The sequence below is a fragment of the Paenibacillus ihbetae genome, assembly GCF_002741055.1.
GTDB classification, from domain to species: Bacteria; Bacillota; Bacilli; order Paenibacillales; family Paenibacillaceae; genus Paenibacillus_AQ; species Paenibacillus_AQ ihbetae.
This window is the reverse complement of sequence record NZ_CP016809.1, coordinates 4,844,939-4,863,500: the sequence shown is the minus strand read 5'-3', so window position 1 is coordinate 4,863,500 and position 18,562 is coordinate 4,844,939. Positions and strand designations below refer to the sequence as shown.

Below are 18,562 nucleotides of genomic sequence, written 5' to 3'. Positions count from 1 at the left end.
GAGCTATATAAGATAACATAACTATAGCAAAATCTGTCGGTTAGCGTCTATCATCCTAGCCAGTCCCCTCAAAATGATAGAAATCATATACGGGCTGCGGGGGATGAATCCAGCAAAAAACACGCCCGAAAAGGCGTGTTTTTCTTGCTTACTACCGCATCAACAAGTCACTTATAACACCGTGGCGGACCCGGTAATTCATATTCGATTTATCGCTATTATGATTTCCACGCTCCGGGATGGTCGTCGCCGACCATATCCAGCTCTGCCGCTCTCGCGTTCATCTCAACCTGCTCGACGCTCTTGCAGCCGGGAATGACACAGCTGACGGCCGGATGCTTCAAGCACCAGGCCAATGCCCACTCGGCCATTGGAACGCCCTCCGGCACTTCATTCCTGCGAATCTCTTCCACAAGCTTCAGCTTGGCATTAATCTCGTCCTGATCACGGTTCTTGCGCACATTGTCGCTGAATACCGTCCCCGGCTTGTACTTCCCGCTCAGGTACCCGCTTGCAAGCGGAACTCTCGCCAACACCCCGAGATCCTGCCGCAAGCATGAAGGAAGGACCTCTTCCTCCGGCGCTTGATCGAGACGATTATAGACGACCTGAATAGCCTTGGCATTAAGCTCCGTCGCCTTGTCGGTTTGATACAGGTTTGTATTGCTTCCGATGGAAATACCCAGATGACGAATCTTTCCCGCCTGGACCTGCTTGTCCAGGATCGTCCACATGTCGTCATTGTTGAACACTTCATCGGAGCCGGAGTGAAATTGATACAGGTCGATGTAATCCGTACGCAGTGCTTTAAGGGATTCCTCGAGCTGAATCCGGATCTGCTCCGCATCCCAGGCTTCCTCCCAATGCTCATGCCATCTATGGCCGAACTTGGAGGCGATCACCCAATCCTCGCGGCGGTCCCGCGACAAGAAATCACCGATAAATTTTTCGGACATATGATGCGGTCCGTAACATTCTGCGGTATCCAGCAAGTTAATGCCGAGCTCCTTCGCACGGTTTAAGATGGCGTCGACTTCCTTTTGGTTGAAGTCCTTTCCCCAATCACCGCCAAATTGCCATGTTCCCACGCCGACTACCGATACCTTCAGTTCCGTTTTGCCGAGACGTCTGTACTTCAATCTCCTCACCCCTACTCGTTAATTCATGCGCCTATATTCTATTTGAAATTGAAATCGCTTGCAACTGCTGGCAGATTCTCTTCCCTGCCAGTTTCCTGTTTTGTTTTGGACGGTTGCTGGACCTGGACTGTTTAAGAACAAGTCGTGATGGTGAACCCTATAATACGTAATCAATGCATCATGATCCGGATGGAGGGAAAGGGGGAATAGTTGTTGTGAATGCTCGAACCTTGGAGCAATGGATACCGGAAATTAAAGAGAGCCTGAAAGCCAATACGTCGACTGATTTTCAGAGAATCATCGATGAGTTTCTCCCATATGATCTGGCGAGAATCCACAGTCATCTCAGCGATACGGAGCAAGCCCGCTTCCTGCAGTTCCTGAACGAGGATCAGCTTGCCGATATGCTCCAAGAAATGGAGCACGACCAGCAAATTGATGTTCTGGGCAGATTGGATCAGGAGAAGACCGCTATCATCCTGGATCTCATGGACAATGATGATTTAGCCATCTTGCTGGGTGAGCTGTCACAAGAGCAAAAAGAAGAGCTGATGAGGGGCATGCGTGACGAGGAGTCGCAATTCGTCCAGAACATCATGAAATTCCCGCCGGAAACAGCGGGTCGCATTATGACCAACAGGTATGTTTGGATCCCCCAGCACTATACGGTCTCCGAAGTCGTTCAGAAGCTGAAGGCCTTTGTCTCCATTGCCGAAACCATTAACTATTTGTATGTGATCGATCAGGAGCGGAAACTGGCGGGAGTCGTATCCTACCGCTCCCTCATCCTGGCGGACCCCGATGAAACCATCGTGGATATTATGAACGGCCGTGTGCTGTCCGTGCCTGTCGATGCAGACCAGGAGGAGGTTGCGCAGCTTATTCAAAAATATGACCTTGTAGCTATTCCGGTCGTTGAATCAGACGGAACGCTGGTCGGAATCATTACCGTTGATGATATTCTCGATGTCATTGTCCGGGAAGCCGACGAGGACATTCAGAAGATGAATGCCACAGGGAGCAAATCCATCGATTTCAATACGAAGGCCGTCATCGCGGCTGCGCGGCGATTGCCTTGGCTGATTCTGCTGCTCTTCATCGGACTGATCTCGGGGACGATCATTTCCGTATTCGAGGAAACCCTTGAACACGTTGTCGCCCTGGCCTTCTTCATGCCGATGATCGCCGGCATGACCGGGAACACGGGAACCCAGTCGCTGGCCGTCATCATTCGGGGCCTGGCAACGAAGGAACTGTCCAGACCGGTTGTCGTCCGGCTGCTGGCCCGTGAGCTGAAGGTAGGCATGATGATCGGGGTGATCTGCGGCATATTCATCGCAGTGATCGCGTACATCTGGCAGGGAAATTTATATCTGGGACTGGTTGTCGGCAGCTCGCTCATTGCCACTCTCATCGTCGGCACCATGGCGGGAACCGTCATACCGCTCATCCTGTTCAAGCTCCGCGTCGATCCGGCTGTCGCCTCGGGCCCGCTGATTACGACGATTAACGATATTTTGTCCCTGATCATCTATTTTGGCATCGCCACGCTGTTTCTGTCTTATCTTTAAAGATTAACCTCCCATTGGATTCTGCCTCGTCGCCAATGGTCGGGACGATGATTCCTCCTTCTTCCGAGAAGATCTAAAATTTTTAGGTATAATACCTAATTTTCTTAGGTGTTCTGGATCCTTCGGCTTTGCTACAATAAATATAAACGCTTACATGCAATGAAATGAAGGAGGATGTCCAAATGACCAAGCCTGTACAGCCGAACGAGCCGATCGTAACCCATATCTACACAGCCGACCCTTCCGCCCATGTGTTTGAAGGGAAGCTTTATATTTATCCGTCCCATGATCTCGATCACGACAATACGTCCAATGATAACGGTGACCAATACGATATGGAGGACTACCATGTGTTCTCGCTGGAGGATGTGAATGCGCCTTGCGTGGATCACGGCGAGGTTCTTCATGTCAAGGATGTGCCTTGGGCGCAAAAGCAGATGTGGGCACCGGATGCCGCATTCAAAAACGACACCTATTACTTATACTTTCCGGCCAGGGATCACGAGGGGATATTCCGGATCGGCGTAGCCACCAGCTCCTCCCCTTCCGGACCGTTTACGCCGGAGCCGAACTATATTCCGGGCAGCTTCAGCATTGATCCCGCCGTATTCGTGGACGATGACAACCGGGCTTATATGTATTTCGGAGGTCTATGGGGCGGCCAGCTGGAGAAATGGCAGACCGGCACATTCGTTCCGGATGCGGAAGGGCCGGCCGCCGATGCGCCGGCGTTAGGACCGCGCGTGGCCGAGCTTAGCGACGATATGCTGACATTCAAAGCCGCGCCGCAGGAAATTTCAATCGTTGACGAGAACGGGAAGCCGATTCCGGCAGGCGATGAAGACCGCAGATATTTCGAAGGCCCGTGGATGCATAAATACAACGGCACTTATTACTTGTCCTATTCGACAGGCTCCACCCACAAGATCGTATACGCGACGAGCCAAAGCCCGACTGGCCCGTTCGAGTACAAAGGAACGATCCTTACGCCGGTTCTCGGCTGGACGACCCATCATTCAATCGTGGAATTTCAAGATAAATGGTACCTGTTCTATCATGACAGCTCCCTGTCCGGCGGTGCGGACAATAAGCGCAGCGTGAAGTTCACCGAGCTGAAGTACAACGAGGACGGAACCATTCAAACGATCGAGCCTTACGGTAACGAAAGCCGTTGACCGCAGGTGAACGAGCGAGCTCCGTCCATTAACGACCGAGCCGTTTGACGCTTGCCGGTCATGCGGCGGAATACAAATGGGATAAGCCCGGTTATTCCGGACTTATCCCATTTACTTTTAAAATACCTCTCTCTACACCCCTCTTTTATATAGGGAAAAAGAGTAAATTGCCGGTACCAAGACAATCAGCACGATAATCGGCAATGTCGCATAGATCCCCTGAATATCCAGGAACGCCACGGCCATCAGGAGCAATCCGCCCACCATCCACACATACCCTGCAAAGCGATGGGTCCGATTCCAGTTGTCTTGACTGTTCAAGGTCCAAGGAAGCTTGATTCCCACGGTATAATTCTGCTTGCTCTTCGGCAAGTAGTTTCCGATGATGACAAACAGCAGCCCCACCAGTACGGGCACGAAGGTATCGATCGGAATATCGGCGCCCATCGCTTTAAATAACGTGACAGGCGTGAGGATACACGACAGAACGGGAATGGACCAGTAGCCGAACAGTCTTAACGCAGGTGCGGCATTCATCCGCTTCGGATCATGATTGAGCCCAACGTTTACGATCACGTTCAGCACAGCCATCATGAGCGGAAGAACAAAGGCCGCAACCGCCTTCGTTGCGTAATTGTCGGGATTGCCGGCCGCATCCCAGTGAATGGCCACCCGATCCGGCAGCCGGTCATACAGCGTGACCGACAAGACGATTGGCAGCAAGCACAGCAGCGTGGTCAGAATAAGCACGGATTTATTGTTTTTTTCCATCCTCTTTACCTCCATTGAACTGTGAGAACCACAGCATGATTTCCTCAATAACCGAAACATTGATCTCATAGTAAATATAGTTTTTATATTTCGATTCCGAGATGAGCCCCGCCTTCTTCAGCTGGGACAGATGATACGAGATCGTTGCGCCCGTCATGTCAAAGTGCTGGCCGATTTCGCCTGCCGACATCTTCCCTTTGCGGAGCATGATCAAAATTTCCCTCCTGACGGGATCTGACAGCGCCTTGAAGGTTTCCGGAAAACCCAAAATGCATCACCTGTTTCTATTTAGAATTTCTTCTAAATACATTATCTCTCAGCTCAGGACGGATTTCAAGATCTATTTAGAAATTTTTCTAAATTAAATTTATAAGTTAAGGCTGCCCATAAAAAAACGGGCCGCACCCCAATCGTGCACCCCGCTTAGCTGTTGATCATTATAGAATAAATCTACTCCACGCGCTCTGGAAATACCTTCTCGAATACCGGGAAGCTGGCCGCTTTGCCCGGATAATTCACCTCGCCCCGCTCCTCGTAGCCCAGCCCGCGATACAGCTTCAATGCCGCCGTATTTTTGTTATAGGTATCCAGCCGGATGCTGGCATATCCTTCTCGGACCGCATAGTTTTCGGCAAATTCAATCAGCTTGCGGGCAACTCCTTGACCTTGCGCCTGTGGATCGACGGCAAGCCGATGCATCACCAGATTTGGCCCCTCCTTCTGCTTCCAATCGATCCTCCCGTACTGCTCATCCTGATGCTCATCCAGAACAACGATGCCGAGAATTCGCTCATTCCCTTCTGCTACAAACAGCGTCCCCCGCTGGAGATCCTCCCCGATCACGTCCCGGTTCGGATACTGCTCGTCCCACTGATCGCTTCCGCCGGCCTGCATCACTTTCACGCAGCGGGCGATCAGCGCCATAATCTCTTGCAGCTCATCCCTGCGCCCAGTTCGAATATCAATACTCATTTCATGCACCTACTATCGTGGTTTTTCAATCAGTTTACTAAACATTGGGCAAGGATAGCAATTTGCTGTCGGATTAATGAATGAATGAACGGCTGTCGTATTAATGAATGGACGAATAATTGAATGATTCGCTAAGGGTCAATGGATCGCTTGGCACGAAAATTGCTTGTATTCCCCATAAGAAATGACGACACAACATTTTCGAAAGGGATGAGAGGATGATCAGAATTGAACGGGACAAGACCGGGCCGGTAGAGGTGCCGTCCCATGCCTACTACGGAGTCCGCACGATCCGCGCTGCCGGGCAATATCCGACGGTGAATGCCCCCGTCCATGGCGAATTCATTAAGGCTTTGGCCTGTGTCAAAAGCGCAGCGGTCCGTTCGGGTATCGATCAACAGATCGTGTCCGAGCGGATCGGAAATCTCATCATGAAGGCGGCGGATGAAATCAAGGAAGGAAAGCATTCGGAGCAATTTATTGCAGGCTATATCCATGGTTCATCAAGCCATCTCCTGAATGTAAATATAAACGAGGTGCTTGCCAACCGCGCGCTGGAGCTGATGCTGGAGGATAAAGGTAACTACGCCTTGATCGATCCGGACCTCCACGTAAACGGCCCTCATTCGGCCGACTGGATTCTTTCGACATCGCTGAATGTCGCCGCCCATCAGCTAACGCATAAGCTGGTCTCAGCCACCGAGGGATTAAAATATCGATTATGGATGGCAAAAGAACACCTCGAAGGACCGCACCAGGCCGATTCCCGGAATCCCGCCATGAACGTGCCGGTTCGGCTGACCCGGGCTTTCGGGGAATCCGCGAAGCAGCTGCAGCTGGATGCGGCGCGGCTCGCCGAAGCCGCCTCCCGATTAAAGAGGATTCGCATCGATTCGGCACCGGATGCCGTCATGCCCCATGCGAATCGTGAATTAACGGAGCGGACCGTCTCTTATTTGAGGCATATGACGCGCATTGAGTATTTTGCGGCAAGCCGCTGGGACGCTTCCTCCGGCAGCAAAAGCGTCTATGCTGACCTGTCATCGGTTCTGAAAACGTTGTCCGCAAATCTCTTCAAGCTGTGCAGCGATATTCGAAACGCCGCTTCCATCAAAGGGTCGGCTGCGAGCTCCGAGAGCCGCCGCTTCTATGAATCGGCCGGATTTCTGCATCAGATCTGCTTCCAGGTTATCGGATATGACCATATTATCAGCCTCGCTGAGGAGGCTGGTATGCCGGACGAGGAATCCGTTCCTCCGGTAACCCTCTATCATGTACTCGAATCGCTTAACATCATGGTGAAAGGGATCGAATCGTTTGCAGGCTCGCTGACACAAGAGCAGGACGATGCCGATCCGGCGGCCATGCAGCGGTATTGATGCATCCGTATTCGCTTCAAGGAAGGCCGGAGTCAAAATAAGGGTGCCCTCGGATACATCACTCCGAGGGCACCCTTTTCTATCTGCGTTTGCGTAAGGCGGAGGGCATAATCTGCATTTGCTCCCGATACTTCGCAACCGTTCTGCGCGACAGCCGGATCCCCTCCGCCCCCAGCACATCCGCAATATGCTGATCCGAGTAGGGACGGTGCTTATCTTCTTCATCGATGAGCTCCTTGATTCGCGCTTTCACGCTTCGAGAGGATATGCCATTTCCGCCCATGGTTGATAATCCGGCCGAGAAAAAATATTTCAAGGGAAGCACGCCGTGCGGCGTAAGCACAAATTTCCCCTGCACCGCCCGGCTGATGGTCGATTCATGCACATTCAGCTTGGCCGAGATCGTATTCATCTTCATCGGGGCAATGCCCCTGATTCCTTCCGCCAGAAACCTTCGCTGCTCCTCCATAATGGCAATCACGACCCTCATCAGCGTGCGGTTCCTCTTCTCCACGCTTCGAACCAGCCAGCGTGCGGATCGGACGCAGCTGTTCAAATACGAAGAGGCTTCAGCGGATCCACGCAGCATAACCCATTCCCTGGCGGAGCTGTTAATGGAGAGCCTGGGTAGGTTCACTGGATGCATCGACACCGTGAAGCCATCCTCATGGCTTTCGACGATCACATCCGGAACGATGTACTGTGTCTCCAATGCGGCAAACGCCAGCCCAGGACGCGGATTCAAGCCGCGAATATAATCCGCTGCCAGCCTTGCCTTCTCCACCGGGATGTTCAAAGCCGCGGCAGCCTTCTCCAGCTTCCCGTATGCCAGCTCGGGCAAAAACCGGTCTGTGATTTCATAGGCAAACGGCGGAGCCGCAGGGTCTCTCACAATCTGCAGCAGCAGGCATTCCCGCAAATCCCTGCAGCCGACCCCGGCCGGCTCCAATGATTGCAATGCCTCAAGCGCGGTCCGAAGGAGCTCTTCCGATACGCCTAACTTTCGTCTGATTTCGATGACGGGGAGATCCAGATATCCGTCATCGCTCAAATTGCCCGCCATAAATACCGCAATTCGGTATACCTCCTTCGGGAGGGAGAGGAGGCGCAGCTGGCTCTTCAGATTGGACTCCAGCGTGTCCTGCGCCTGCCTTGCGTTCCGTAATGGGTCCGGCTCGCGTCCATTGTCGATTGCGCCCCTGCTTCTGCCGCCGTACATGTCGTACCCCCGTCTGAAATCGAGTTCAAGGACCGGATTTTCGGCTTCCTGCTCCTGTAAATACCGGATCAGCTCTTCGGCGGACATGGTTAATATATGAATCGATTGCTTCAGTTCAGGAGTTATTGCCAGCTTTGTGCTTTGGTCCTGCACCAATTGATAGCCCAGCAACAGATTCTCCTCCTTCCGCAGGCTCTCTTCTAAGCCATTTCTGCTCTCCCTTGACTATACTCAAAAACAATCCAATTGAACATCAAGATGCCATGTCTAAATTTTTAGACGATATGACCGGATTTCCTCTGCCTAAAATCGCTCGGCTACCAGCTTCGCTTGGGTAAACAGCAGTAAATAGTCCCGTCCGCCGGCTTTCGAATCCGTACCCGACATATTGAACCCGCCAAACGGATGCGTTCCGACCAAGGCGCCTGTGCATTTGCGGTTAAAATACAGATTGCCGACGAAAAACTCGCGTCTTGCCTTCTCCAAATTCGCCCCGCTGCGCGAAATAACGGCTCCGGTTAAGCCGTAATCCGTATTGTTGGCGAACGCAAGCGCCTCATCGAAGGATTGGGCCTTCGTGAACGCAACCACCGGACCGAATATTTCTTCCCGCGAAATCCGGGCATTCGGGTCCACATCGGCAAAGATCGTAGGCTCGATAAAAAATCCGTTCGGATCCCCCGTTCCGCCACCAAGAACCAGACGTCCTTCCTGTTTTCCAATTTCGATGTACTCCTGAATTTTCAGGTAAGCCTTCTCGTCGATCACGGGGCCTACATCCGTCCCGGCTGCCGACGGCGCACCTATTGTGAGCCGGCTTGCCCGCTCCACCACCCGCTCCAGGACGGTATCGTAGACCTTCTCGTGAACGATGACTCTGGAGCAAGCCGAGCACTTCTGGCCGGAGAATCCGAAGGCGGACAGCGTAATGGCATCCACAGCCAGATCGAGATCGGCATCCTGGTCGACGATGATCGCATCCTTGCCGCCCATTTCCGCAACGACGCGTTTGATCCATTTCTGTCCAGGCTGGGTCTTCGCTGCCCGTTCGTTAATGCGGAGTCCTACATCGCGGGAGCCCGTAAAGCTGACAAAGCGGGTCAGCGGATGGTCAACCAGATAATCGCCGACCTCGCCGCCCGGTCCGGGAACAAAATTGACAACGCCCGCCGGCAGTCCCACCTCTTCGAGCAGCGCCATAAATTTCGCGGCAATGACAGGCGTCGGACTAGCCGGCTTCAAGACGACGGTATTCCCGGCAACGACGGCCGCCATCGTCATGCCTGCCATAATCGCCAGCGGAAAATTCCATGGCGGTATAATGACGCCGACGCCTAAAGGCAGATAATACAGCTCATTCTCTTCTTCCTGGCTGACCGTCAATGGCTGCGGCTGGCTGAGCCGCTGCATCTCGCGCCCGTAGAACTCCAGGAAATCGATCGCCTCCGCCGTTTCAACATCCGCTTCCACCCGGGTCTTCCCTGCCTCAAACGTCATCAAAGCGGAAAATTCATGCCTGCGCCGGCGCAAAACAGCCGCTGCACGGAACAAATATCGCGCACGCTCATTCGGATCGGTCCGTTTCCATGTCTCAAAGGCCGCCGCAGCGGCCTGGATGGCCTGCTCCGCATATTGTACGTCCGCCTGCGATACGACACCGACCACCTGAGCTTTGTTTGCCGGATTAATGGAAGCGGCCTTGATCTCCGTCAAGATGCGCTCGCCTCCGATAATTAGCGGATACTCTTTGCCAAGCCCGGCCTCCGTCTGCTCCAGCACGCGGTCAAATTCCGCATTGTTGCGGTCATCCTTGAAATTGACAAACGACTCGTTCCTGAATTCGGTTCTCATAATCGTTAACCACCCTTTCGCATGTGTGGAATCGCAAAACCTGTTCCACCAGTCCTTATAGGATAATAAGCAAATATCGTGCCAACGGTGCTTGTTTCTTCGTCTGGAACGTTTTTTGCTTGCGTTATCCTGTACAGATTCATTGCGTCAGCGATGACAGCCTGAAAGGAGAAATCAAACGTGGACAGTATCGAACTCTATCGAAAGGTATTGTTATCGGTTTCCGGCAATAGACTGGTGGAGCATCTTGCCCTTCGGTACGGCCGTAAATTAGCAGCAAAATTCATTGCGGGCAGCAGTCTGGAGGAGGCGCTGGACGAAATCGAGAGGTTGAACGGAAACGGGATCATGGTCACTTTGGATCATCTGGGAGAGGGAATCAAGCAAATAGCGGAAGCTGCAAGCTACAGGGAGGAATATGTACGCCTAATTAACGGGATCGCCAGACGGAAGGTAAACTCCAATGTATCGTTAAAGCCGACGCAAATGGGCTTGGCGCTGGACCCGGAAGCCTGTTACAGCAATATTCGGGACATCGTTGCCGAGGCTAAACAGCATAACAATTTCGTACGGATCGATATGGAGGATTCGCCCTATACGCAAGCGACCATCGATATCGTCCTTCGTCTTCACGGGGAAGGACTGACCAACGTCGGGACCGTGATTCAAGCCTACTTGCTGCGTTCCCGGGAAGACGTGAAGCAATTGATCGAAGCGGGCGTAAACCTCCGGCTTGTAAAAGGAGCCTACAAGGAGCCGGCATCCGTTGCCTATCAGCAAATGAGCGAAGTGATCGATAACTTCAAAGCACTCATTCAAATGCATCTTGACCAAGGCGTGTACACCGCCATCGCATCCCATGACGACCGCATCATCAATTGGGTCAAGGAATATGCGCATAAGAAAGGCATCAAGGCAGACGCCTTTGAATTCCAAATGCTGTACGGCCTGCGAATGAACGACCAGGCGCAGTTGGCAAGGGAGGGCTACCGGATCCGCTGCTATATGCCATACGGCAGCATGTGGTACCCTTACTACACCCGGCGTCTGGCGGAAAAGCCCGCAAATCTATGGATGGTCGTCAAAAATATGTTCAAGTGATTTACACTGAAAAACAGGCTCGGTATAATGGCCCTAACATGAGTTTGTAAGCATTTACATTTCTTATATCATAGGGGGCCACCGAATGAAGCATCGATTGCCGAGCGTGGAGCAGCTTATCCGCACGGACTGCATCATTGTTGATCTGACCGACCCGGCAGCAATCCGGAATGCCCTGGATACAGCGGGCTGCGGCCCAGTCTTTGTCAGGGACGAGACCGGCAAATACGGGCTGCTGCCTCCCTCGGCCGCGGATCCCGTACGGAATATCCAAGATGTCCTGATTCATGTCGAGACCATAAACGCAGATGAGCCATTAGCGAAAGCTTCTGCTGCCTTCACTTGCTGCTCATTGGCAATCGTACTGCAGAACGGCAGGGCACTCGGCTATCTATCCGCGCTGGATATGACGGATGCGGTGGTGCAGGCTCACCGGGTGCTGGAGGCTTACTTCGCTGCCACGCTGGATACCTTGGACCCGGATGTTGCCATCACGCTGATTGACGAAGAAGGACGCGTGGCCGTCTGGACATCCGGCGCGGAGCATATATTCTCCATTCCCAGGGGCGAGATCATCGGCAAGCCCGCTTCCGATTTCTTCCCCGTCGACCGGCTGCAGTCCCTGCGCACACTACAAACCGGCCAGCCGGCCCATAAAATGCAGCATCGGCCGCGTCAAGACCTGTTCGTCCTGATTAATTCCAATCCGGTTACGCTCGAGGATCGGATTATCGGCGCCGTTGCAGCGGAAACGGATCTGACCACCCAAATGCGGCTGCATCAAGAGCTGCTGCAGATGACAAGCAAGGTCCATCATCTTCAGAAGGAAGTGGCGATGCTGAGTCCTGCAGGAGACCCTTTTCAGCATATTAAGGGAACGAGCCGCGCGATTAAAAACAGCATCGAAACGATCAAGAAGATCAGCTCGACGAAAGCGACGGTGCTGATCCAGGGCGAGAGCGGGACGGGGAAGGAATTGTTCGCCAAAGCGATCCACGAATCGCGCGAGCCTGCGAACGCCCCCTTCATTGCAATCAACTGCGGAGCCATTCCGGCCGCATTGTTCGAGAGCGAATTATTCGGCTACGAACGGGGCGCTTTCTCCGGTGCGGACCCGAAAGGGAAGAAAGGAAAGATTGAGCTTGCCCGCGGCGGCACCTTATTCCTTGACGAGATCGGGGAAATGCCTCTCGACCTGCAGGTCAAGCTGCTGCGCGTGCTCCAGGAGCGAAGTTATTTCCCGGTCGGCGGGACCCAGCTGCATCGCGCCGACTGCCGGATCATCGCGGCCACAAACCGGGACTTGAAACGGATGATCGCAGATGGCAGCTTCCGTGAGGACCTGTACTATCGTCTGAACGTTGTGACGTTGGTCGTTCCCCCTCTGCGCGAACGCAAAGAGGATATATACGAGCTGACACAGTCCTTTCTTCATGAATTCTCGCTAGTCTATGGACGCCATATCCATTCGTTTACACCGGAGGTATTCGAGGATCTGCTAAGGTACGATTGGCCGGGCAACATCCGCGAGCTGCGCAACACCATTGAGCGGCTCGTTATCTTCTCTACCGAAGGAGAAATTCGCCGTGAATATTTGCCGGATCATATGTATTCCGGCGATAAGAGTCCTCTGCCGGGGGAGGGAAGCGGCATAGGCATCGCGCCTGTCAACGGTGCTGCTTACCAAGCTAGGCTTGACGAGTACGAGCGAAAGCTGCTGCTTGAAGCGCTTGAGTCTGTTAACGGAAACAAATACACGCTGGCGAAGCAGCTCGGCATTTCACGTGCGACGCTCTACAATAAGCTCAAGCGGCTTAATTTATAAGAGATGAGTTTGATTGGGCGATGTCTAATATTTTGGACACATCAAATTTGAATGTCTAAAATTGCATACACAAGCGCTATCCATCATCCGCTTCGCGAAACAGGCGGGGAATTTCGATGCAAAAAGATTATATCTCCTAAAATATGACAACCTATGATAGAATGAACATAAAAATAGTTATTTAGGAGGCATTCATTTGTTAGGTCGCAGCGGAAATCCAACACTTAATGAAAATACGTTTGAGAGGAGCGGGCATTACAATGATCGAGAGACGATGACCATCGGCGGAACGGTGAACAAATCGTTCATGCTGCTTGCGCTGCTTATCGGGGCAGCGGTCATTTCTTGGGTCATGTTCTTTAACGGATACGACATGTTCCCGCTGATGGTCGGCGGCGCGATCGGCGGCTTTGTGCTGGCGCTGATCATCAGCTTCGCGCCGAAGTCGGCGCCGTTTCTCGCACCGATCTACGCGGTTGCGGAAGGATTGTTTCTCGGCGCATTATCAGCAAATTATGAATCCCTCTATTACGGCATAACGCTGCAGGCTGCCCTGCTGACGATGTGCGTGTTCCTGGGCATGCTGCTTGCGTACAAGACCGGACTCATCAAGGCGAGCCCCGGCTTCCGGCGGGGAATCATTGCAGCTACGGCAGGCGTTGCGCTGGTCTACTTGCTCAGCTTCGTACTCGGATTGTTCGGCGTCACCGTTCCGTATTTGCATGACAGCACGCCGATCGGAATCGGGATCTCGATTGTCATCATCATCATCGCCGCACTGAATTTCGTGCTCGACTTTAATTTCATTGAAGAAGGGGCGCAACAGGGTGCACCGAAATACATGGAGTGGTACGGCTCCTTCGGTTTGTTGGTCACCCTCGTATGGCTGTACATCGAAATTATCCGTCTGCTGTCCAAGCTGGCGAATCGGGATTGATAAGCGTTTAGCATTCACGAATTTCGTCTTCGAGCTTTCCATACACAACACAAGAAGTCCGGCCAAGGTGCCGGACTTCTTCCGTTTCGTCATATACAATCATTGCCTGATTTCGCAAATTGTACACTACTTCACGCCATTGTACACGAACGCCTTAATAATCGAGCGCTGTGCGAAGAAGAACACGATCAGGATCGGCACGACGAGAATCAGGTTCGCCGCCATCAAAATATTCCATGTCGCAACGCCCTCCGTTTCCCGGATCTTCGCAATCCCGAGCGGCAAGGTTCTTGCCGTTTCGTTCGTCGTCATGACCAGCGGCCAGAAATAATCGTTCCAGTGGCTGATGAAGCTGAACAGCGCAATCGTGATCAGCGCAGGACGGGCCATTGGAATCATCAGCTTCCACATGATCTTCCATTCCTTGGCTTTATCCAGCCGTGCCGCTTCGATGAGCTCTTCCGGCACCTGCTTAAAGGACTGCCTTAACAGGAATATGCCGAAGGCGCTGGAGGCGAAAGGCAGAATCAGCCCCATGTGAGTGTTCAGCAAATGCCACGAGCTGAGCTGCAGATAGACCGGGAGAAAGATAAGCTGGGACGGAATCATCAAGGTTACCATGACGAATCCGAACAGAATGCCTGACCCCGGAAATTGGAATCTTGCGAAGGCATAAGCCGCGGGAATCATGGTCAGCATTTGTAAAATGAGAATGCCGCCCGCGATCAGGACGCTGTTGAAGAAATAATGAAGGAACGGTCCGGAATTCCAGGCTTGAATAAAGTTTTGCCACTGCGGATCGTTCGGAATCCATTCCGGCGGAAAAATCATCGTTTCCGGCAGGGTTTTAAGCGACGTCGAGATCATCCATGCAAAGGGCAGGGCGAAGATCAGAACAAGGCCCAGCATGCCGATCATGTTCAAGGCTTTCAGAATGCCGTTCATCACCTTGACCCCGCTCCATGCCTCCGGCCTTAAATTTCGTTCGGACGACTCTCTTGCCTGAACTGCTTTCTCTATTGCACTCACTTGAATTCGTCCTCTCCTTTCCGCTAACTATCTATACCGGATGCCGCTACCAGGCTTACCTGTAATGGACGCGTTTGGACAGCATGCGGAAGTAAATAATTGTAAGCACGCCGACAATGATGAGCAGCATGACGCCGGCTGCCGATGCATATCCGATCTTGAAGAAGCGGAAGCCGTATTCGTAAATGTAATATACCAGCGTGTTGGTCGAGTTGACCGGCCCGCCCTGGGTCATGATTGCAATCGTCTCGAAAACCTGGAATGAGCCGATCATGCTCATAATCGCCAAGAAAAACAGCGTCGGGGAGAGCATCGGCAGCGTAAGCTTCCGAAACGTCCGCCACCGCTTCGAGCGGTCAAGCGCGGCCGCCTCGTAAATGCTCGGCGGGATGCTCTGCAGGCCGGCGATAAAGACCAGCGTGTTGAACCCGATGCCCTTCCACACGGCGACCAGAATCAGCGACATGAGCGAGGTGTCCGGGTGGGACAGCCACTGCAGCGGCGACAGGCCGAACAAACCGATCACCCAGTTCAGCAATCCGTATTCGGGATCCATGAGCCAGCTCCACAGCAAGGAGATGGACACCAGGGAAATGATGTGCGGACTGAAGATCGCGCCTTGCACGAATCCGTAAAACAATCCCGAGCGGTTCAGCCAGAGGGCGATGGCCAGCGAAATGCTGAGCGTCAGCGACACCGTGGCAAAGGTATAGATGGTCGTATTCAGAAGCACCTGCATGAACTCTTTATCCGACAGCAGATCCGTAAAATTTTGCAAGCCGACATAGTTCTTCGTCGGGCTGACGAAATTCCAATCGAAGAAGCTGAGATAGATCATGTAGAAGATCGGGTAGATGAAGAATATGCCGAATACGGCAAGCGAAGGCGAAATCATGCCATAAGGCTTAAGCTTTTCCCACAAACGAGATGTCATGCTAGAGCCCCCCGCCTACTGATACCAATTCAGGCGTCTTCGTCGTACTGAACTCTTCCCCACGCCGGACCTCTAACTGTCTGAGCCTTTGGCCTTCGCTATTGAAATAGTACAGACGCTCATAAGGAACCGTCACCGAGACCAGCGTATCCGATGTGAGCGGTTCAAGAAACGTCTTGACCGAGAACATGCCGAGCGAGGACTGGATTTGATAAATATTTTCCGCGCCGAGGCTTTCGCGGGTCAGCACCATCCCGTCCAGCCGAAGTCCTTCGACTGCAGCCGGCGCTTGGAACAGCGCATGCTCAGGACGGAACCCGAAGCTCGCGATATCATGCCGCTTCCCTTGGGCCGAAGGCAGCTGAAGCTCCTGGCTTGGCAAAATGTTCATAGCCGGCGTACCGATGAATTGAGCTGCAAATACATTGGCCGGATCGTTATACAGCGTCATCGGCGAAGCCGCCTGCTGGATAACGCCCTTGTTCATAATTACGATTTCATCCCCCATGGACATCGCTTCAACCTGATCATGGGTAACATAGACAAAGGTGGTGCCGAGACGCTCGTGCAGCTGAATCAGCTCAGTCCGCATTTGGTGGCGCAGCTTCGCATCCAGGTTCGAGAGCGGTTCGTCCAGAATAAAAACCTGCGGCTTTTTGACCATGGCGCGCGCAAGCGCCACGCGTTGTCTTTGCCCGCCGGACAGCATTTCCGGCTTCTTCTTCATATAATCGCTAAGGCCGACGATTTCGGCGATGTCCTTGATCAGCTTCTCCCGCTCTTTCTTCGGCACCTTGCGGTTAATGAGCCCGAACTCGATGTTGTCGTAGACGTTCATCGTCGGGTACAGGGCATAGTTTTGAAACACCATGGCTACGTCGCGATCTCCGGGAGGAACCCCGTTCACACACTTGTCATCGATCCAGATTTCACCCTTCGTCTGCTCATCGAGGCCGGCAATCATGCGGAGCGTTGTCGATTTGCCGCAGCCTGACGGTCCGACGAGGACGGTGAAAGAACCGTCCCGAATCGTCAGATCCAAATTTTTGATGACTTCCTCTTCTTTGAAAAACTTGCTGATTCCTTTTAGCTCGATTCTGCCCATCTCACATACCTCCCGATTATTTGCTGAGCAGTGCGTTCGCCTTTTCGTTCGCCTCGTCCATCGCTTGCTGAGGCGTTACTTTCGGATCAAGCAGCGTTTTCTCGATCGCGCTCTTCACGAGTTTGGCCACTTCCGGATAAGCCGTCTCCATCGGACGCGGTCTCGCATATTCCAGCTGGTCCACAGCTACTTTGTATTGCGGATATTCCTTATACAGGGACTGCATCTCTTCCGTCTCCAGCGCCGACAAACGGGTCGGCAAGTAACCGACGTGCTTGCTTTGGTAAATCGTGCTTTCCGTTGTTGTCATGAACTTGATGAACTCCCATGCCGCAGCCTGCTCTTCCTCGCTCAGCTTGGATGTCATGACGAGCTGGCAACCGCCTGTAGGCACCCCGTAAGATTTGTTTGCCGGCATAAACGCCGTATCAAATTCAAAGTTATTTCCTTTCGAGATATCGATCGCTCCAGCTACTCCTGCCGTCGAACCGAATTTAAACGCGGAGGTTTGGTTCGCCCAGTCTTTATCCGCCGTTGCGCCCGCTTCATCGCCGACCGGAATTTTAATGAGTCCTTCTGACGCAAGCTTCTTCCAGAACTCCACCGGCTCTACCGCTTCAGGCGTGTTAAACAGGCCGGATTTGCCGTCTTCGGCAAGCACTTGGCCGCCGGATTGGGCGACAAGCCCTTCGTAGAACCAGATGTCAACCGGCATCGTCATGGCCGTAATCCCTTTTTCCTTAAGCACGCGTCCGTATTCCTCGAACTCGGCCCATGTCTTCGGTCCGGCCGGATCAAGGCCTGCTTTTTCCAGCAGCGAAACGTTCATATACATGATCGGCGTGCTGCGCATGAACGGAAGCCCGTACAGCTTTCCATCAACATAGGCATTTCCCATCAAGCCGGGATTGAAATCATCGATCTTCAGCTGGTCCTTATCCTTTTCGGCAAAAGGCGCCAGTTCCTGCAGCATGCCATATCTGGCAAACGTGCCCGTCGAGGCGATTTCCAGATCCGTTACGGCCGGAGCATCGCCAGCCGCAAATGCAGCCTGTACTTTAGCGTGCAGGTCATCGTAATTGCCCTGGTATTCCGCAACGACTTCAATCTTGTCCTGGGACTCGTTGAACCGTTTAACCAGCTCCTGCTTGGCTTCCTCGATTTTCTCCCCGAACGCGTACCAATACTTGATTTGGATCTTCTCGCCGGAGGCATTGCCCGTGTTCGCCGAGCCTGCGCTCGCGTTCGTTGCCGCGCCACCGCCGGACTCGCCGCCGCATGCGGACAGCATCATGGCCATCCCCAGCATCAGTGTTAAGAAACCGCGTCTTTTTCTTCTTTTCATTTCATTTCCTCCCATAGTTTTATTTCTAAAGAATTTGCAAAATTCGATTTCAGTCGCTCCCGGGTAAAAATATATTGACGAATTAAACCATTTCGTTGGGGCCATTGCTGATTGAAAGTTACTCTTTGGATTTTTGCAAAATCCTCCCCTTAATGCCATTTGGGACCCGGTCTATCAGGACTGTATGGGCATGACAAAAAGAAACCTGA

16 protein-coding genes are annotated in these 18,562 nt (G+C 52.8%); 6 read left to right on the top strand and 10 right to left on the bottom strand.

Features of this window, described 5'->3' with window-relative positions; genetic code table 11:
* Window positions 1-218 precede the first annotated feature (218 nt).
* Window positions 219-1,139: an aldo/keto reductase gene (locus BBD41_RS21800; RefSeq protein ID WP_099478707.1), complete on the bottom strand. Its 921-nt coding sequence runs from the start codon at window positions 1,137-1,139 to the stop codon at window positions 219-221.
* A 215-nt stretch (window positions 1,140-1,354) separates the two neighbouring features.
* On the opposite strand from BBD41_RS21800, the gene mgtE reads away from it, so the two are divergent.
* Both mgtE and BBD41_RS21790 read left to right on the top strand, forming a co-directional pair.
* On the top strand, window positions 1,355-2,710 hold the full coding sequence (gene mgtE, locus BBD41_RS21795) for a magnesium transporter (protein ID WP_099478706.1): 1,356 nt from the start codon (window positions 1,355-1,357) through the stop codon (window positions 2,708-2,710).
* A gap of 182 nt (window positions 2,711-2,892) precedes the next feature.
* Window positions 2,893-3,885 carry a glycoside hydrolase family 43 protein gene (locus BBD41_RS21790; protein ID WP_099478705.1) on the top strand — a complete coding sequence of 331 codons (993 nt, stop codon included), beginning with the start codon at window positions 2,893-2,895 and terminating at the stop codon, window positions 3,883-3,885.
* A 132-nt stretch (window positions 3,886-4,017) separates the two neighbouring features.
* Here BBD41_RS21790 and BBD41_RS21785 read toward each other — a convergent pair whose 3' ends face one another.
* From BBD41_RS21785 to BBD41_RS21775, 3 genes are all read right to left on the bottom strand, one after another.
* Entirely contained in the window at window positions 4,018-4,656 is a 639-nt protein-coding gene (locus tag BBD41_RS21785; protein WP_077567655.1) for an SdpI family protein, read from the bottom strand.
* Complete coding sequence (locus BBD41_RS21780) at window positions 4,640-4,924, bottom strand: autorepressor SdpR family transcription factor (RefSeq protein ID WP_077567656.1); 285 nt, start codon at window positions 4,922-4,924, stop codon at window positions 4,640-4,642. The genes BBD41_RS21785 and BBD41_RS21780 overlap by 17 nt, the downstream gene beginning before the upstream one ends.
* A 182-nt stretch (window positions 4,925-5,106) precedes the next feature.
* Window positions 5,107-5,628 (bottom strand): GNAT family N-acetyltransferase, encoded by a 522-nt coding sequence (locus BBD41_RS21775; protein WP_099478703.1) that lies wholly within the window; start codon window positions 5,626-5,628, stop codon window positions 5,107-5,109.
* A gap of 218 nt (window positions 5,629-5,846) precedes the next feature.
* Between BBD41_RS21775 and BBD41_RS21770 the strand changes: the two genes are divergently transcribed.
* Window positions 5,847-7,007 (top strand): lyase family protein, encoded by a 1,161-nt coding sequence (locus BBD41_RS21770; RefSeq protein WP_099478702.1) that lies wholly within the window; start codon window positions 5,847-5,849, stop codon window positions 7,005-7,007.
* Between the two features lie 79 nt (window positions 7,008-7,086).
* On the opposite strand, the gene rpoN is transcribed toward BBD41_RS21770, so the two are convergent.
* Together rpoN and pruA are read right to left on the bottom strand one after the other, a co-directional pair.
* Window positions 7,087-8,397: an RNA polymerase factor sigma-54 gene (gene rpoN, locus BBD41_RS21765; protein WP_237086858.1), complete on the bottom strand. Its 1,311-nt coding sequence runs from the start codon at window positions 8,395-8,397 to the stop codon at window positions 7,087-7,089.
* A gap of 132 nt (window positions 8,398-8,529) precedes the next feature.
* Entirely contained in the window at window positions 8,530-10,077 is a 1,548-nt protein-coding gene (gene pruA / locus BBD41_RS21760) for an L-glutamate gamma-semialdehyde dehydrogenase (RefSeq protein WP_099478700.1), read from the bottom strand.
* A gap of 180 nt (window positions 10,078-10,257) precedes the next feature.
* Here pruA and BBD41_RS21755 point away from each other — a divergent pair, with 180 nt between their 5' ends.
* The 3 genes from BBD41_RS21755 to BBD41_RS21745 all read left to right on the top strand — a co-directional run bounded on the left by BBD41_RS21755 (window position 10,258) and on the right by BBD41_RS21745 (window position 13,940).
* Complete coding sequence (locus BBD41_RS21755; RefSeq protein WP_099478699.1) at window positions 10,258-11,178, top strand: proline dehydrogenase family protein; 921 nt, start codon at window positions 10,258-10,260, stop codon at window positions 11,176-11,178.
* 85 nt (window positions 11,179-11,263) lie between these two features.
* Window positions 11,264-13,003, top strand: a complete 1,740-nt coding sequence (locus BBD41_RS21750; protein ID WP_099478698.1) for a sigma-54 interaction domain-containing protein — start codon at window positions 11,264-11,266, stop codon at window positions 13,001-13,003.
* Window positions 13,004-13,199: 196 nt separating this feature from the next.
* A complete protein-coding gene (locus tag BBD41_RS21745) occupies window positions 13,200-13,940 on the top strand; it encodes a Bax inhibitor-1/YccA family protein (protein WP_099478697.1) in 741 nt (246 codons plus the stop codon).
* 126 nt (window positions 13,941-14,066) lie between these two features.
* On the opposite strand, the gene BBD41_RS21740 is transcribed toward BBD41_RS21745, so the two are convergent.
* The 4 genes from BBD41_RS21740 to BBD41_RS21725 form a co-directional block, all read right to left on the bottom strand.
* Window positions 14,067-14,885, bottom strand: a complete 819-nt coding sequence (locus BBD41_RS21740) for a carbohydrate ABC transporter permease (protein WP_077569066.1) — start codon at window positions 14,883-14,885, stop codon at window positions 14,067-14,069.
* A 139-nt stretch (window positions 14,886-15,024) separates the two neighbouring features.
* The gene (locus BBD41_RS21735) at window positions 15,025-15,903 is read right to left on the bottom strand and encodes a carbohydrate ABC transporter permease (RefSeq protein WP_077567664.1); all 879 of its coding nucleotides are present in this window, start codon (window positions 15,901-15,903) and stop codon (window positions 15,025-15,027) included.
* 1 nt (window position 15,904) lies between these two features.
* Window positions 15,905-17,008 carry an ABC transporter ATP-binding protein gene (locus BBD41_RS21730; protein WP_077567665.1) on the bottom strand — a complete coding sequence of 368 codons (1,104 nt, stop codon included), beginning with the start codon at window positions 17,006-17,008 and terminating at the stop codon, window positions 15,905-15,907.
* 16 nt (window positions 17,009-17,024) lie between these two features.
* Window positions 17,025-18,353, bottom strand: a complete 1,329-nt coding sequence (locus BBD41_RS21725) for an ABC transporter substrate-binding protein (protein WP_007127502.1) — start codon at window positions 18,351-18,353, stop codon at window positions 17,025-17,027.
* Between the last annotated feature and the right edge of the window lie 209 nt (window positions 18,354-18,562).

Coding starts and splice junctions, on each gene's coding strand:
- BBD41_RS21770 (WP_099478702.1), top strand. CDS start 5,847: ATGATCAGAATTGAACGGGACAAGACCGGGCCGGTAGAGGTGCCGTCC.
- BBD41_RS21775 (WP_099478703.1), bottom strand. CDS start 5,628: ATGAGTATTGATATTCGAACTGGGCGCAGGGATGAGCTGCAAGAGATT.
- BBD41_RS21785 (WP_077567655.1), bottom strand. CDS start 4,656: ATGGAAAAAAACAATAAATCCGTGCTTATTCTGACCACGCTGCTGTGC.
- BBD41_RS21750 (WP_099478698.1), top strand. CDS start 11,264: ATGAAGCATCGATTGCCGAGCGTGGAGCAGCTTATCCGCACGGACTGC.
- pruA (WP_099478700.1), bottom strand. CDS start 10,077: ATGAGAACCGAATTCAGGAACGAGTCGTTTGTCAATTTCAAGGATGAC.
- BBD41_RS21725 (WP_007127502.1), bottom strand. CDS start 18,353: ATGAAAAGAAGAAAAAGACGCGGTTTCTTAACACTGATGCTGGGGATG.
- BBD41_RS21740 (WP_077569066.1), bottom strand. CDS start 14,885: ATGAACGGCATTCTGAAAGCCTTGAACATGATCGGCATGCTGGGCCTT.
- BBD41_RS21730 (WP_077567665.1), bottom strand. CDS start 17,008: ATGGGCAGAATCGAGCTAAAAGGAATCAGCAAGTTTTTCAAAGAAGAG.
- BBD41_RS21790 (WP_099478705.1), top strand. CDS start 2,893: ATGACCAAGCCTGTACAGCCGAACGAGCCGATCGTAACCCATATCTAC.
- BBD41_RS21735 (WP_077567664.1), bottom strand. CDS start 15,903: ATGACATCTCGTTTGTGGGAAAAGCTTAAGCCTTATGGCATGATTTCG.